This is a genomic window from Novosphingobium lindaniclasticum LE124 (assembly GCF_000445125.1).
GTDB classification, from domain to species: Bacteria; Pseudomonadota; Alphaproteobacteria; order Sphingomonadales; family Sphingomonadaceae; genus Novosphingobium; species Novosphingobium lindaniclasticum.
Window position 1 is genome coordinate 74940 of the sequence record NZ_ATHL01000151.1, and the last position, 12878, is coordinate 87817.

12 protein-coding genes are annotated in these 12878 nt (G+C 67.9%); 1 reads left to right on the forward strand and 11 read right to left on the reverse strand.

The window, feature by feature from the left end:
• Positions 1 to 2 precede the first annotated feature (2 nt).
• The 3 genes from L284_RS45390 to L284_RS45400 all read right to left on the reverse strand — a co-directional run bounded on the left by L284_RS45390 (position 3) and on the right by L284_RS45400 (position 2150).
• Positions 3 to 599: a M17 family peptidase N-terminal domain-containing protein gene (locus tag L284_RS45390; protein ID WP_160172157.1), complete on the reverse strand. Its 597-nt coding sequence runs from the start codon at positions 597 to 599 to the stop codon at positions 3 to 5.
• An 82-nt stretch (positions 600 to 681) separates the two neighbouring features.
• Positions 682 to 1380, reverse strand: a complete 699-nt coding sequence (locus L284_RS45395) for a pirin family protein (RefSeq protein WP_021236075.1) — start codon at positions 1378 to 1380, stop codon at positions 682 to 684.
• A gap of 122 nt (positions 1381 to 1502) precedes the next feature.
• Complete coding sequence (locus tag L284_RS45400) at positions 1503 to 2150, reverse strand: response regulator transcription factor (protein WP_031343208.1); 648 nt, start codon at positions 2148 to 2150, stop codon at positions 1503 to 1505.
• Positions 2151 to 2258: 108 nt separating this feature from the next.
• Between L284_RS45400 and L284_RS45405 the strand changes: the two genes are divergently transcribed.
• Positions 2259 to 2903 carry a response regulator transcription factor gene (locus L284_RS45405; RefSeq protein WP_021236077.1) on the forward strand — a complete coding sequence of 215 codons (645 nt, stop codon included), beginning with the start codon at positions 2259 to 2261 and terminating at the stop codon, positions 2901 to 2903.
• Positions 2904 to 2909: 6 nt separating this feature from the next.
• On the opposite strand, the gene L284_RS45410 is transcribed toward L284_RS45405, so the two are convergent.
• The 8 genes from L284_RS45410 to L284_RS45445 all read right to left on the reverse strand — a co-directional run bounded on the left by L284_RS45410 (position 2910) and on the right by L284_RS45445 (position 12828).
• The gene (locus L284_RS45410) at positions 2910 to 5867 is read right to left on the reverse strand and encodes a sensor histidine kinase (RefSeq protein ID WP_152524779.1); all 2958 of its coding nucleotides are present in this window, start codon (positions 5865 to 5867) and stop codon (positions 2910 to 2912) included.
• Positions 5868 to 5949: 82 nt separating this feature from the next.
• Positions 5950 to 6723: a YoaK family protein gene (locus L284_RS45415; protein ID WP_021236079.1), complete on the reverse strand. Its 774-nt coding sequence runs from the start codon at positions 6721 to 6723 to the stop codon at positions 5950 to 5952.
• 105 nt (positions 6724 to 6828) lie between these two features.
• A complete protein-coding gene (locus L284_RS45420; RefSeq protein ID WP_031343211.1) occupies positions 6829 to 8172 on the reverse strand; it encodes an alginate export family protein in 1344 nt (447 codons plus the stop codon).
• A 115-nt stretch (positions 8173 to 8287) separates the two neighbouring features.
• Positions 8288 to 8716, reverse strand: coding sequence for a DoxX family protein (locus L284_RS45425; protein ID WP_021236081.1), 429 nt, complete (start codon positions 8714 to 8716; stop codon positions 8288 to 8290).
• Positions 8717 to 8719: 3 nt separating this feature from the next.
• Positions 8720 to 9613: a VOC family protein gene (locus L284_RS45430; RefSeq protein WP_021236082.1), complete on the reverse strand. Its 894-nt coding sequence runs from the start codon at positions 9611 to 9613 to the stop codon at positions 8720 to 8722.
• A 139-nt stretch (positions 9614 to 9752) separates the two neighbouring features.
• On the reverse strand, positions 9753 to 11600 hold the full coding sequence (locus tag L284_RS45435) for an amidohydrolase (protein WP_031343212.1): 1848 nt from the start codon (positions 11598 to 11600) through the stop codon (positions 9753 to 9755).
• An 89-nt stretch (positions 11601 to 11689) separates the two neighbouring features.
• Positions 11690 to 11974 (reverse strand): DUF1427 family protein, encoded by a 285-nt coding sequence (locus L284_RS45440; RefSeq protein ID WP_021236084.1) that lies wholly within the window; start codon positions 11972 to 11974, stop codon positions 11690 to 11692.
• A 194-nt stretch (positions 11975 to 12168) separates the two neighbouring features.
• On the reverse strand, positions 12169 to 12828 hold the full coding sequence (locus tag L284_RS45445; RefSeq protein WP_021236085.1) for a hydrolase: 660 nt from the start codon (positions 12826 to 12828) through the stop codon (positions 12169 to 12171).
• Between the last annotated feature and the right edge of the window lie 50 nt (positions 12829 to 12878).

The window sequence follows — 12878 nt, forward strand, 5'->3', positions numbered from 1 at the left end:
GGTCAGTCCGCCTGGCGGATAAGCTGATCGCCAAACTGCTGCGTCGCGGCGGACAGGCGAGCGGCGCCGACGTCGAACACCCAGCGCTGCAACATGGCCGGCTCCGCCAGGCCCAAGTCGATCAGCCGGGATCTGGCGCGCAGCGCATCGGTCAGCCCCGCCACCAGGGAGGCGGGTGCTCCGGTGGTGCCCTCCGGGGTGATGCCGCTGTCGAGCATGCCCGGCGCGAAGGCCGCGCTTTTTGCGCCTGTGGCCAGGGCGATTTCGGTGGCAGCGCGCATGGCACGCCGAAGTCGCTCCGTCGACCAGCCGTCCGGATCGCCCAGTCCCACGAGCAGGAGTGCGTCGGCGTGGACACCGCCGGGCGGGGTGGGAACGAGGAGGCATTCGCCCGTCCGGCCGGTGAAGACACCGTCGCGACGCAGTTCCGTCAGCCGCCCGCTCAGGACCGCGTCGAGATGCGCGAGGCCACCTGCAAGGGGTGCCGACCCGGCCTCCCTGGAGAAGACGCCCGCGCACGAGAGTTCCACTTCCGCCCCGGCGGCATCCCAGGCGGCAACGTCAACCGAGACGCCGAACGCCGATCCGACTTCATTCATGAGCATGATCCTCGCTGTGCAAGGTGGCAAGGGAAGGCGGAGCACGGCTCGCCTTCCCTTGCCAAGGTTTCACGGCGCTATGTCAGGCGGCGTCCACCATGACGATCTCGCTGTCCTCGATCGCGGTGACGCGGATCACATCGACGTCCTTGATGGCGGCGCCATCGCGGGCATTGACCTGCACGTCGTCGACCAGGATCGCGCCGGTGGCCGGTACGAGATAGGCCTTGCGATCGCGGCCGATCGGATAGTCCGCGCTTTCGCCGGCCTTCAGCGTCGCGGCGACGATGCGCGCATCGGTGCGGATCGGCAGGGCATCGCCGTCGTTCTCGTAGCCCGAGGCGAGCGTCACGAAATGGCCGGAGCGATCGCCCTTGGGAAAGGGCTTGGCGCCCCAGCTCGGCGCATCTCCGTTACGGGTGGGGATGATCCAGATCTGGAAGATCTTCGTCGTCACGTCTTCCAGGTTGTACTCCGAGTGACGGACCCCCGTGCCCGCACTCATGACCTGGACGTCGCCCGCCTCTGTCCGGCCCTTGTTGCCGAGGCTGTCCTCATGCGTGATGGCGCCCTCGCGAACGTAGGTGATGATTTCCATGTCGCGGTGCGGATGGGGCGGAAAGCCGGTCCCCGGCGCGATGGTATCGTCGTTCCAGACCCGCAGGTTGCCCCAGTGGTCACGGGCGGGATCGCGGTAATCGGCGAAGGAGAAGTGGTGCTTGGCGTCGAGCCAGCCGTGGTTGGCGCCGCCCAGGCTGTCGAAGGGACGAAGTTCGATCATGTCAGGTCTCCAAGAGGGGGCGGTCGATCGCCCTGCTGTTGCCACCTCTCTAATCCACCGCTTCATTCCTGATCAGCCGTATAAATCCTCCTCAATCGTTCGATGAATTAGAAAAGCGGGAGTCAAGCGGCACAGGAAAGGGCATATTCCGCAGGCAGGATCTGCGAGGCGCGGACGAGATCCGGGACGGAGCGAAGGTCCATCTTGCGCATCATGCTGGAGCGGTGGAGCTTCACGGTGACTTCGCTGATGTCGAGCTCCCAGGCGATCTGCTTGTTCATCAGCCCGCGCACGACGCCGTCCAGCACCTGCCGCTCGCGCTGCGTGAGCATTTCGAAACGCTGAATCACGCCGCGCTGGTTGCGGGCCACCTTGCGGCGGCGGCTGTCGATCTCCAGCGCATGTTCGACGGCGCCGAGCATGTCCCGTTCGTCGTAAGGGCGGGGCAGGAAGTCCACCGCGCCGGCCTTGATCGCGCGGACGGAGAGGGGAACATCGGCCTCGTCGGTGACGAGGACGACCGGGATCGGTTCGCCCCGGCGCTCCAGTCGCTCGATCAGGTCCAGGCCGTCGATCTGGGGCATCTTCGCTTCCGCGACGATGCAGCAGGGCGCTTCCGGCAGGGCGGTATCGAGCAGGGCGCAGGCAGAGGCGAAAGTCTCGACCGCGAATCCCTGGCTGCGCAGCAGCGCAAGCAACGTGGAAGGTGCTTCTCCTTCGCCGCCGACGATGAGTATTTTTCCGGGAGCGGGTCGAGTCGCAAGAGCCATGATGTCCTCCTTCTGGCCTCCGCCGAATGGTCCAAAGTGCACAGAACGAACAATCCCCTCTTTCGGGGGGAATTGCCTTGGCGAACCGCACCGGCCTAAAGAACAGCCATGGAAACGCAGCTCTCTCCCGGCGATCTCGACCCGCCGATCCGCATCGCCGTGATCGACGATCATCCGCTGCTGCGCGACGGCATCGTGGCCGTCCTGGGAACGCAGCCCGACCTGGAACTCGTCGGCACCGGAGAAGACGGCGAGGCGGCGGTGCGCATCTACCGCGAGCAGCGCCCTGACGTGATGCTGCTCGACCTGCAGATGCCGAATGTCGACGGCGTGGAAGCGATGACGCGTATCCTGGCCGAGTTTCCGGAAGCGCGCATTCTGGTGCTGACCACCTATTCGGGCGATGGGCGGGCGACCCAGGCGATCAAGGCCGGGGCCTCGGGTTATCTGCTCAAGAACAGCCTGCGCACCGAACTGCTGGACGCGATCCGCTCGATCCATCGCGGCGGCACGCATTTCGACCGGCAGGTCTTCGGTGCCGCCGATCGCGAGGCCAAGCGCCTGACGGCGCGGGAAAGCGACGTGCTGGAACTGGCGGCGGCCGGCAATTCCAACAAGCAGATCGCGGCGCGGCTCTCCCTCTCGGAAGACACCGTGAAGGGCTACATGAAGGCGATCTTCGCCCGGCTGGGGGCGATGGACCGCACCCATGCGGTGGCGATCGCCGTCCGCAACGGATTGATCGAACTCTGAACCCGATCAGCGGTAGGCGATCTTCGCCGGCAGGGTCATGCGGATCGAGGTGCCGCCGCCCGCCGCGTTGCCGATGCTGAAAGTGCCGCCGAGCCGCTCGATGCGCTCGCGCATGCCGGTGAGGCCGAAGTGTCCTTCGCGGCCGCCTGCCGCGCGAACCTCCTCGGGAAGGCCGGTGCCGTCATCGACGATGCGCAGGGCCAGCCGGTCGCGGCCGTGGTGGACTTCCACCCGCACCCGTACCGCACCGGCATGCTTGACGACGTTCGCCAGCGCCTCTCCCACCGCGAGTTCCAGTTCTTCGGCGACCGGCGCGCGCACGAGCTGTTCGGCGCCGTCGGCATCGACGCTCCACTCCAACGCGTCGGCAACCACGCGCGCCGCGCAGCTTCGCAGCACTTCGGCGATGGACTTGGGCTCGGCGTCCTCCCGCAGGCCCCGCACGCGTTCGCGGCCGTGGAGGAGGACATCGTCGGCCCGCTCCAGCGCATCCTCGATCGCGACATGGGCGGGGCTTCCCGGCGGCGTCAGGTGAAGCACCGTCTGGAAGCGCAGCATCAGCCCCTGGAAGCCCTGCAGCAGGGTATCGTGCAAGTCCCGCGCGATACGCTCGCGCTCGGCCACGCGCGCCTCGATCCTGTCGTGGACGGCCTGCATGGCCAGGCGCACCCGCCAGCGGAACAGCGCGAGCCCGCCCAGCACGACGGCGGCGATGACGGCGAGGCGGAACCAGGCGGTTTGCCAGAAGTAGGGCGCGATGACGAAGCGCACATCCGCGCCGCGCCTGGCCCAGGGGCCGTCTTCCGTAGCGGCGGTCACCTGGAAGCGATACGTGCCGGGGCCGAGACCGGCGTAGTCCACGCGGCGGCGTTCGCCTGCGTCGACCCAGTTCTCGTCCACGCCGTCCAGCCGGTATCGGTATCGATTGCCCTCCGCGCTGGCGAGACCCAGCCCGACATAGGACAGGCCGACGCGTGTCGTGCCGGCCGGAAGCCTTGCGCCCGTAGCCGGATAGGTCCTGCCGTCGACTTCGATGCCGGTGATCTGGACCGGCATGTCGCGGCGCCACGGCCCGATGCGCCGGGGGTCGATCTGGACGATGCCGCTGCCCGTGACGAACCAGAGGCGGCCCTGGTTGTCGATCGCCGCGTCGTTTGCGACATAGGCCTCGGTCCGGGCACGAATGCTGCCGTTCTCGCCGAAGCGGGCGAGCGGGAAGAGGATGCCCGGTTGGGCGAAGGCGCGGTCCAGATCGGCGGCGGCGATCCGCACGATCCCTCCGGCGGAGACCAGCCAGTAGTAGGCGCCCTGCCGCACGATGCCCATGACCCCCGCGAGCCAGGGATAGGTCCGGGCGCTGAGCTGCTGGACCTTGCGGCCGTCGTAGCGGGCGAGGCCCGCTTCGCCGCCTATCCAAGTCATGCCGTCCATCTGCTTGAGCATGCGCACGAAGCCGACGCCGCCACGGCTTTCGCCGGTGGCTGTCCCGCCGGTCGTTTCCTTGGGCCAGATCGGGGTCGCCTTGCCGTCGCGGATCCGCGCCACCACGCGCAAGGGCTGGCTGACGACGAAAGTGCCCGGCGCAGTCGCCACGAAGTTGGTGACCGGCGGCAGGCTCTCGTCCTTGATCCAGCGCGTTCCCGCCAACCGGTAGATGCCGACGCCGGCAATGGTCTGCCACAGCCCCCCTTCCGTATCGGCGGCGCAGCCGCTGCCCACTTCGTGGAACTGCTCGCGCGGACCGATGATGCGCGAGGGCTTGGAGCCGCGCACCATGTATTCGTTCTGGGTGGTGAAGACGTAGGCCCCCTGTCCCGGCACCGAGCAGACATCGTTGACGAGACTGGAGCGCAGCACCAGTTCGGCCTTGTCCTGGGTGATGCGGAACAGGCCCTCGTCCGCGCCGATGTAGAGCGAGCCGTCGGGGCCGGTGGCAATCCCGGTACGCACGCCGCGTATGGCGTCGTAGCGGACGACCGGCGTGCGCACGAAGCGATGCAGGCCGTCCGGGGCTCCGCCCCAGACGATGCCTTCACGGTCTCGCAGCAAGGTGGAGATGCGCATGGGATACGTCCTTGCGCGGTCCATGTTCAGGGCATTGCCGGGGACCGTCTCCAGCCCCGCGCCGTCGCCGGAGATCCACAGCAGGTCGTCCTCGTCGAACAGCATTTCGCGAATGCCCTCGCTGCCGTTCATCATCGGGCCGAAAGTCACCCCTGCATGGGTGAAGGATGTGGGCGTCAGGCGCAGCAGCCCGTCGCTCGAGTAGAACCATAGGCGCCCGGCGCGGTCCTCGCGAAAGGCGGGGCCCAGATTCACGGGACCGGGCACGGTCGTCAGGGTGCGGCTGCCGGGCGCCAGGCGATGGATGTTGGGGTAGGACGCGATCCACACGGCTCCGTCCCGCGCCAGGTACATGCGCTGGAGCGGGCCGTTCACGTCGATGACGTCCCACTTGCCGCTCACGAAGTGCCGCAGCTGGGAGCCGAAGCCGCTCCAGGCCGAGACCCAGATGCTGCCGTCAGGGGCAGCGGCGATATCGGTTATGCGGCCGCGCGGCTTCTTCACGGGATTGGCGCCGCGCAGCTTGCCGTTCTGGAGATGACCGATGCCGCCGAAGGCATAGCCGACCCACAGGCTTCCATCCTTGGCAGCGGCGAGCGCGGTGACCTGGCGGGAGCGGAAGTTGTCGAAATCCTCGGGATCGACACGCTCGAATCGCAGGCCGTCAAACCGGTAGAGCCCGTCGCCGGAGCCAAGCCAGAGGAAGCCGTCCGGCGTGCGGGCGATCGCGCGAATGTCGGGAGGGGCACCGTCCGCCAGAGACCAGTGGCGATGGCCGTAGCCGGGAACGTCCTGCGCCGCGGCGCTGCTCGCCAACACGGCGAACAGCGCTGCACCGAGCGCGAAAACAGGCCGGAAACGGCGGGAAAGGCAGCGAGCCCCAGCTCGATCTTGACGCATCGCCCGCGCATTGCATGGCAAGGCGCGGGCGACAAGCTAGTCCTTGGTGTGGTTCTTCCTGTCGCCGGCGTGGGACCGACGCTCAGGGCTTGTGAGGCGCCGCCGCTGCCGGATCGCGCAGGAAGATCAGCGTCGCGCCGAGCACCACGGCGCCGGCGAGGGCCAGCGGCAGTGCCAGGCCCCCGTGCCTCAGCAGCACCGCGCCCACGGCGGCGCCCGCGAAGATCGACAGCACGGCGCCGAACCGTCGCAGGAAGTTCGGCGACTTCCCGGCAGTCTGGTCGGCGGCGATGCCGGTGATGGTGAGCGTGAGCACGGTCGTGGTCAGGTCCGGCACCTTGAGCGAGCGGACGGTGGCGTTGCGCAGGCCCATGGCGAAGCCGGTGAGGGCGATGACGCTCATGACCGCAGCCTTGGGCGCCTGGGCGGCGATGTCGACATCGAGGGCGATCAGCGCTGCGATCCACAGCAGTCCGGCTTCGACTACGGCCGCCCATAGGAGCCATCGGCCCAGCGGGCGCTCCTTATGCGCGCGGGCGAGGCGGCCGGCGCCCCATGCGCCCGCCATGAAGGCAATCAGCGCGAGCACCGAAGGGATCACCTTGAATCCGGGCGTTCCCGCTGCCGCAAAGCCCAGGAACACGACGTTGCCGGTCATGTTCGCGGTGAACACTTTGCCCAGGCCGAGCACCGAGGCGGCGTCGACGAGACCGGTGGTGGCCGAGAGCAGCAGGAGCAGGCACGGCAGCAGCGTGGATTTTGCGGGCGAGGTGGCGGCGGGCGCCGGGGCGGGCGCCGGGGTGGGCGCCGGGGTGGGCGCCGGGGTGGGCGCCGGGGTGGGCGTGGGTGCGGGCATGACGATCTCCTGAAATGATGCGTGCGGTCTACCCGGCCATGCCCGGCCGGGTTATCCGAACAAATTCGCTTCCATCTTTCGATGATCTCGAAAAGCGGGAAGGCTCTAGAACCGGAAATTGCTCTCCAGCCCGAGCATGTGGATGGTCTTGCCCGAGCCGGTCTGCTCGATGAATGGGCCGGGCGCAAAGGCGGAGAGGGAGGCGGAGAGTTCGAGTTCCGCCGTGGCCTGCCACGCCAGAGTCGCTTCCACTTCCTTGCCGACGAACTTGGCGCGGCTGTCTCCCGCGTTTCGGATCAGGTTGCCGGGGATGTCGTAGAGCCCGTCTTTCCGCGAATAGCGCCAGTAGGCCATGGCGGCGAGGCTGGCGGAGAGGTCGGGCGCCAGTTGCAGGCCGAGCGAGGAATAGGCGTTGACGATGTTGTAGGGGCCGACCGGCGAGAGTTCGCCGAAGTACTTGCCCTTGGGGAACAGCGCGTTGAAGGTGCCGAGGCGGTTGTCATTCCGCTTGCTGTCGCCGCTCACCACGTTGAGGCGCACGGTCAGGTCGGGGGCCAGCGGGGCGTCGGGGAAGGCGCGGCCGAGTTCGCTGCCCAGCGTCCAGGCCGAGATCGGGCCATCTGCGAAGCGGCCGAACTGGTAGACGCCCTCGACGTTCCAGTGCCAGTCGTTGCGGCTGCCGTGCCAGCGCGTGCCGAGGCTGTGGCGGGTTTCGGTGCCTTCGCGCGTGCCCCAGCGGGCGGCCGCGTTGCGGTAGCCGAGGTAGTAGAGGTCGAGGCCGGGCATGGCGGCATAGGCGCCCCACAGCGACTTTTCGGGGGAAGTGCGGTCGTTGAAGCCGCCCTTGCGGGCCTGCACCGGCTTTACCGCCAGCAGGCTGACTTTGGCCGCGCCCAGCGTCACGTCGGCGCGCAACCCGTCGAAGGCGAGCGGAACATTGGGGCCGTAGCGGGTGCCGATCAGCCGCTCGGTGCCGAGCGAGAGCATCTGCCGTCCGCCGCGCAGGGCGACCGGCCCGAGGTCGGCCTCGACGAAGCCTTGCAGCAGATCGAGGCCGGAGCCGTCCACCGGGCTGGGCGAGGGCGCCACGCTGATGGAGGCCGAGGCGATCGGCTGGACGAAGGCGCGCAGCTTGCCGACGTGGAGGTCGGCGTAAGGCAGGGCGCGCAGCCAGACGTAGCTGTCGCCGGGCGCCGGAGCGCTGCCCCACAGGTTGTTCTCGTAGTTCTCGCTGCGGGCGCGCAGTTCGATGCCGGTGGAGAGCCAGGCGTCATCGCCCAGCGGCACGTACTTGAACGGGCCGGTCCAGTGATGATCGCGCTTTTCGGCGTCGGCCAGGTCGGACCAGTCCTCGTCGTAGCGGGTGATCGAGAGGGTGGGGGCCTGCCAGGCTTCGGTGGGCTGGGCCTGGGCCGCGTTCGGGAGCAGCGATGCCAGCACGAGGGACAGCGCGGCGCGGCGTCGTCCCGGACTCGATCCGGGACCGCTGGCCGAGCCGCGCCCTGTTCGCGGGCCTGCGCCTAACGACAGCCAGCGGTCCCGGATCGAATCCGGGACGACGAGATCAGGCACCTTTCTTCTCCCCGCGCGCCAGGCTCGCCAGCAGCACGAAAGCGCCGACCAGGCCCATGTGTTCGAAGAACGCATTGGTGGCCGCGAAGCGCTCCGGCCCCTCGGGCATGGCCCAGAAGGCATTGGCGAGGATCGCGGCGAAGAACGTGAACACGCCGAGCATGCCCGCACCCAGCCACACCAGGCGGCCCGAGAGGATGAGCAGCGGGGCGATCAGCTCGATGGCAATGGTCAGGGCGGCCCAGAGCGCAGGCGGCGTCAGGCCGAAGTGCGCCTGCTCCGCCAGGGCGGCAGGCCAGTCGCCCAGCTTGGCGATGCCGCCCACGAGGTAGGCGCTCACCAGCAGGAGGCGGGCAAGAAAGCCGGTCGGCGCGAAGTCCAGCACCGATGCGACGAGTTTGGGCGTACCGGTGCCGGACATGGCTCAGTTCGCCTTATCGGAGTGGATCTCGGCGATGTAGCCCCCGGGGAAGCGCACGATGGCGCTCCGGCGTTTGTTCGCCTGGAACGGCGCCACCAGCGTCTCCACGCCCGCCGCCGAAGCCTTGGCGAGCGTCGCGTCGAGGTCGCTCACCGCATAGCCGGTCATGTCGCGGCCATAGGGCCAGGGCAGCTGGCCGTCCGAGACGTAGACCACCATCTTGCCGTAGCCGCTGGTGAGCGCCACGCGGCGGATCGTCTTGCCGGGTTCGCCGATCTCGGCGCCATCGGCGGCCTTGTCGTCGGCGGTGACCTTGGCGTGGGCGAAGCCGGCCCAGCCCTTGAGGAAGGTGTCGGCGGCATCGGCGGTGAGGTAGACGCGGTTTTCCGGCACTGTTGCCAGCGCGGTGTAGCTGGGCTTGGCGGTGTGCCAGTAGAGCTGCATGTTCACGCCGCCCGGCCACTGGATCACCGAGTCCCGGCCGATCGGATCGGGGAAGGTCTCCAGGCGGCGCACGGCGCCATGGCCCACGGCTGACTTCACCGCGGCGTCGAGGTCGGTCACCAGATAGCCGGTGCGCTCATCGCCGAAGGGGTAGGGGATCGGCGTCTTGAAGCCGAATACCGAAACGGTGCCGACAGGCGTCAGCACCAGCTGCGACTTGGTGAGGCTCTTGGTCGGCGTGACCTGGAACTCGCCCTGCTTGCTGGTGGTTCCGCCGAACGTGGCGACGAAGCTGGAGACGAAGGTGTCGAACTGGTCCTGCGGCACGTAGACGTGGGTCGTGTCGTACTGCGCGCCAACCGCGTAGTCCGCAGCGGGCGCGGATTTGGCGGCGGCCAGGGCTGGAGTTGCGGTCAGCACGGCGGCGGCGATCAGGAAGGTGAAGCGCTTCATAAGGGGCTCCTCTGGTGGACGTGTTTCATCGTCGTCCCGGACTGGATCCGGGACCGCGAGCAGTTCTTTTGGCACTTCGCCGCGAGCAAGGCGCGGCGCAGGCAGCAGTCCCGGACTCAGTCCGGGACGACGCGGCGGATCAGACGGCCCAGCAGCCGCAGCCGAGCGAGCCCCAGAAGGTCTGGACATCGGCGGCGGGCACGTTGGCGCCGAGCGCGGCGGCATGGTCGTGGCCGTGCACGCCGCAGGCGCTGGCGCAGCCGCAGGCCGAGGCGAGCTTCTGCTGGGCTTCGGGCGTCTGGTAATAGCCGCCGAAAGTGGCGACCGGCGACCAGTCTGGCATCGGGCGGGGCAGCTGCGGCGCGAGCGGGCGGTAGTCGCCTTCGCCATGCACCACCTTGCCGCCGAGCACGGTCAGCACCGAGCGGATGTGGACGATGTCGTGCTCGGGCACCGCGAAGAAGTCATCGGAGAGCAGCGCGAGGTCGGCAAGCTGGCCGGCCTTGATCTGCCCCTTCTTGCCCACTTCGTTCGAGAACCAGGTGTTCTCGTGCGTCCACATGGCCAGCGCCTTTTCTCGGCTGACGCGGTTGGCGTTGGGGTAGAGACGCAGGCCGCCGACGGTGCGGCCCGAAACCAGCCACGAGAGCGAAACCCACGGGTTGTAGCTGGCGACACGGGTGGCGTCGGTGCCGGCGCCCACGGGAATGCCGGCGGAGATCATCTTGGCGATCGGCGGGGTGCGCTCGGCCGCCTTGGCGCCGTAGCGCTCGACGAAGTCCTCGCCCTGATAGGCCATGCGGTGCTGCACGGCAATGCCGCCGCCCAGCGCGGCGATACGGTCGATATTGCGGTCGGAAATGGTCTCGGCATGGTCGAAGAACCAGTTGATGCCTTCCAGCGGGATGTCGCGGTTGACCTTCTCGTAGACGTCGAGCGCGCGGCCGATGGTCTCGTCATACGTGGCGTGGAGGCGCCAGGGCCAGCGGTGCTCGGCGAGCAGGCGGATGACGGGTTCGAGGTCGCCTTCCATGCTGGGCGCCATGTCCGGGCGGGGCTGGCGGAAGTCCTCGAAGTCGGCGGCGGAATAGACCAGCATCTCGCCCGCGCCGTTGTGGCGATAGGTGTCGTCGCCCTGGCCCGGGGTGACCTGCTTCACCCAGCCCGCAAAGTCCGCCAGTTCCTCCTTTGGCTTCTGCGTGAAGAGGTTGTAGCTGATGCGCACGGTCAGCTGGTCCTCGGCGTGGAGCTTCTCGATGATCTCGTAGTCGTCGGGATAGTTCTGGAAGCCGCCGCCCGCGTCGATCACGCCGGTCACGCCCAGCGCGTTCACTTCGCGCATGAAGTGGCGGGTGGAGTTGACCTGATACTCCTGCGGCAGCTTGGGACCCTTGGCGAGCGTGGAATAGAGGATCGTCGCATTGGGTTGGGCGAGCAGCAGGCCGGTGGGGTTGCCGCTGGCATCGCGCACGATCTCGCCGCCTGGCGGGTTGGGCGTGTCCTTGGTATAACCCACGACGCGCAGCGCCGCGGCATTGAGCAGCGCGCGGTCGTAGAGATGCAGGATGAACACCGGGGTGTCGGGGGCGACGGCGTTGAGTTCGGCGATGGTCGGCAGGCGCTTCTCGGCAAACTGGTGCTCGGTAAAGCCGCCGACGACCCGCACCCACTGCGGGGCGGGGGTGTTGTCGACCTGCTTCTTCAGCATGGCCATGGCATCGGCCAGGGTCGGCACGCCGTCCCAGCGCAGCTCCATGTTGAAGTTCAGACCGCCGCGGATGATGTGCATGTGGCTGTCGATCAGGCCGGGGATCAGGCGGCGGCCCTTGGCGTCGATCACTTCGGCGCCAGGCGCGGCGGCCTCGCGCGCTTCCCGTTCGCTGCCGACGGTCAGGAACTTGCCGTCGCGAATGACCACGGCCTCGGCCTGCGGGTTCTCGCGGTCGAGCGTGGTGACCTTGGCGTTGATGATGATCGTGTCGGTCATGGCGGCTTCCTTGGATCGGGCGGTTTGAGAAAATAGCGAGGGCAGGAGCGAAGTGGCGGCCGCTCCGGCAAGGGTCTGGCGGCGGGTGATCATGCCTCGGTCCCGGAGTCGGAAGCGTGATCGGAGGTGCGGCAGGGGGACTTGTCTCCCGGCAGGCGGCCCAGCACATGTTTGCGGCAGTCGGTCTTCACGAAGTGAGCGACTTCCTCCTGCGCCCAGACCTTCCTGGCCAGCGGCACGATCTGCTCGCCGAGCAGGATGCCGAGCAACCCGAGCAGGGCGATCATCGGCGGGGCGGGCGAACGGACGCCGAGGAAGCTGTAGACCACGCCCACCAGCAGCCCGGCGGCAATCGAGAGAAGGTAGGGTTTCATGGCTTCGGGTTTCCTCGAACGTTCGTTTTCGCCTCTGTGAGACGGAAGAGGTCTTTCCATTCTCGGCCCCGTCATCCTGGAACAAGTTCAGGATGACGGGATAAGGTTGGAGTGGGGGGCGAAGGAAGGGACCGGAAAGCCTCGCGGTGAGGGCCGGTCGGGAAGAGTGCGGCTCCCCGGTCCCGAGCTTCGGATCAGTGACCGCCTTCCGACGCGCCGAACATGGTCTTGGCGTACTTGATGCCCAGGCCGTAAGCGCCGCCCCAGACCTTGGCGATGCCGGTGGTGCTGTCGTAAGTCTCGGTGCGGGCCCAGTCGCGCTGCAGTTCGAGCAGGTACTGGAGCGAGGTCATCGGCACGGCGCCGAGCTGGATCATGCGTTCCACGGCGCGTTCATGGGCTTCGGTGGAGATGTCGCCGCAGGCGTCGGTGATGACATAGGCCTCGAAGCCCTGGTCGATGGCCGATGCGACCGGGCCGACGATGCAGACCGAGGTCCACAGGCCGGCAAAGACGATGCGCGGCTTGGCGATGCGGTTGATCTCGCAGATCACCGCTTCGTCTTCCCAGGTGTTCATGCTGGTGCGGTCGAGCAGTTCCTGGCCCGGAAAAGCGTCGGTGATCTCGTCGAACATCGGGCCCGAGAAGCTCTTCTCGGCAACCGTGGTGAGGATCGTGGGCACGCCGAACGACTTGGCACCGCGCGAGATCAGCGCCGCATTGTTGCGCAGCAGCTCGGCCGAGATCGACTTGGTGGCAAAGGCCATCTGCGACTGGAAATCGATCAGGACAAGCGCATGGTTGTCCGGCGAGATCAGCGACTTGCCCGGAGTGGCGGTGGCGGTGAGCGTCATCGTAGGGTTCCTCCTGTTGGGCATCCGTGCCCGGTGAGATCGTTTTTAGA

Bases quoted from the DNA above. Each gene is read 5' to 3' on its own strand.
- L284_RS45390 (WP_160172157.1), bottom strand. From the start codon at position 599: ATGAATGAAGTCGGATCGGCGTTCGGCGTCTCGGTTGACGTTGCCGCC.
- L284_RS45445 (WP_021236085.1), bottom strand. From the start codon at position 12,828: ATGACGCTCACCGCCACCGCCACTCCGGGCAAGTCGCTGATCTCGCCG.
- L284_RS45395 (WP_021236075.1), bottom strand. From the start codon at position 1,380: ATGATCGAACTTCGTCCCTTCGACAGCCTGGGCGGCGCCAACCACGGC.
- L284_RS45410 (WP_152524779.1), bottom strand. From the start codon at position 5,867: ATGCGTCAAGATCGAGCTGGGGCTCGCTGCCTTTCCCGCCGTTTCCGG.
- L284_RS45430 (WP_021236082.1), bottom strand. From the start codon at position 9,613: ATGAAGCGCTTCACCTTCCTGATCGCCGCCGCCGTGCTGACCGCAACT.
- L284_RS45435 (WP_031343212.1), bottom strand. From the start codon at position 11,600: ATGACCGACACGATCATCATCAACGCCAAGGTCACCACGCTCGACCGC.
- L284_RS45425 (WP_021236081.1), bottom strand. From the start codon at position 8,716: ATGTCCGGCACCGGTACGCCCAAACTCGTCGCATCGGTGCTGGACTTC.
- L284_RS45415 (WP_021236079.1), bottom strand. From the start codon at position 6,723: ATGCCCGCACCCACGCCCACCCCGGCGCCCACCCCGGCGCCCACCCCG.
- L284_RS45405 (WP_021236077.1), top strand. From the start codon at position 2,259: ATGGAAACGCAGCTCTCTCCCGGCGATCTCGACCCGCCGATCCGCATC.
- L284_RS45440 (WP_021236084.1), bottom strand. From the start codon at position 11,974: ATGAAACCCTACCTTCTCTCGATTGCCGCCGGGCTGCTGGTGGGCGTG.
- L284_RS45400 (WP_031343208.1), bottom strand. From the start codon at position 2,150: ATGGCTCTTGCGACTCGACCCGCTCCCGGAAAAATACTCATCGTCGGC.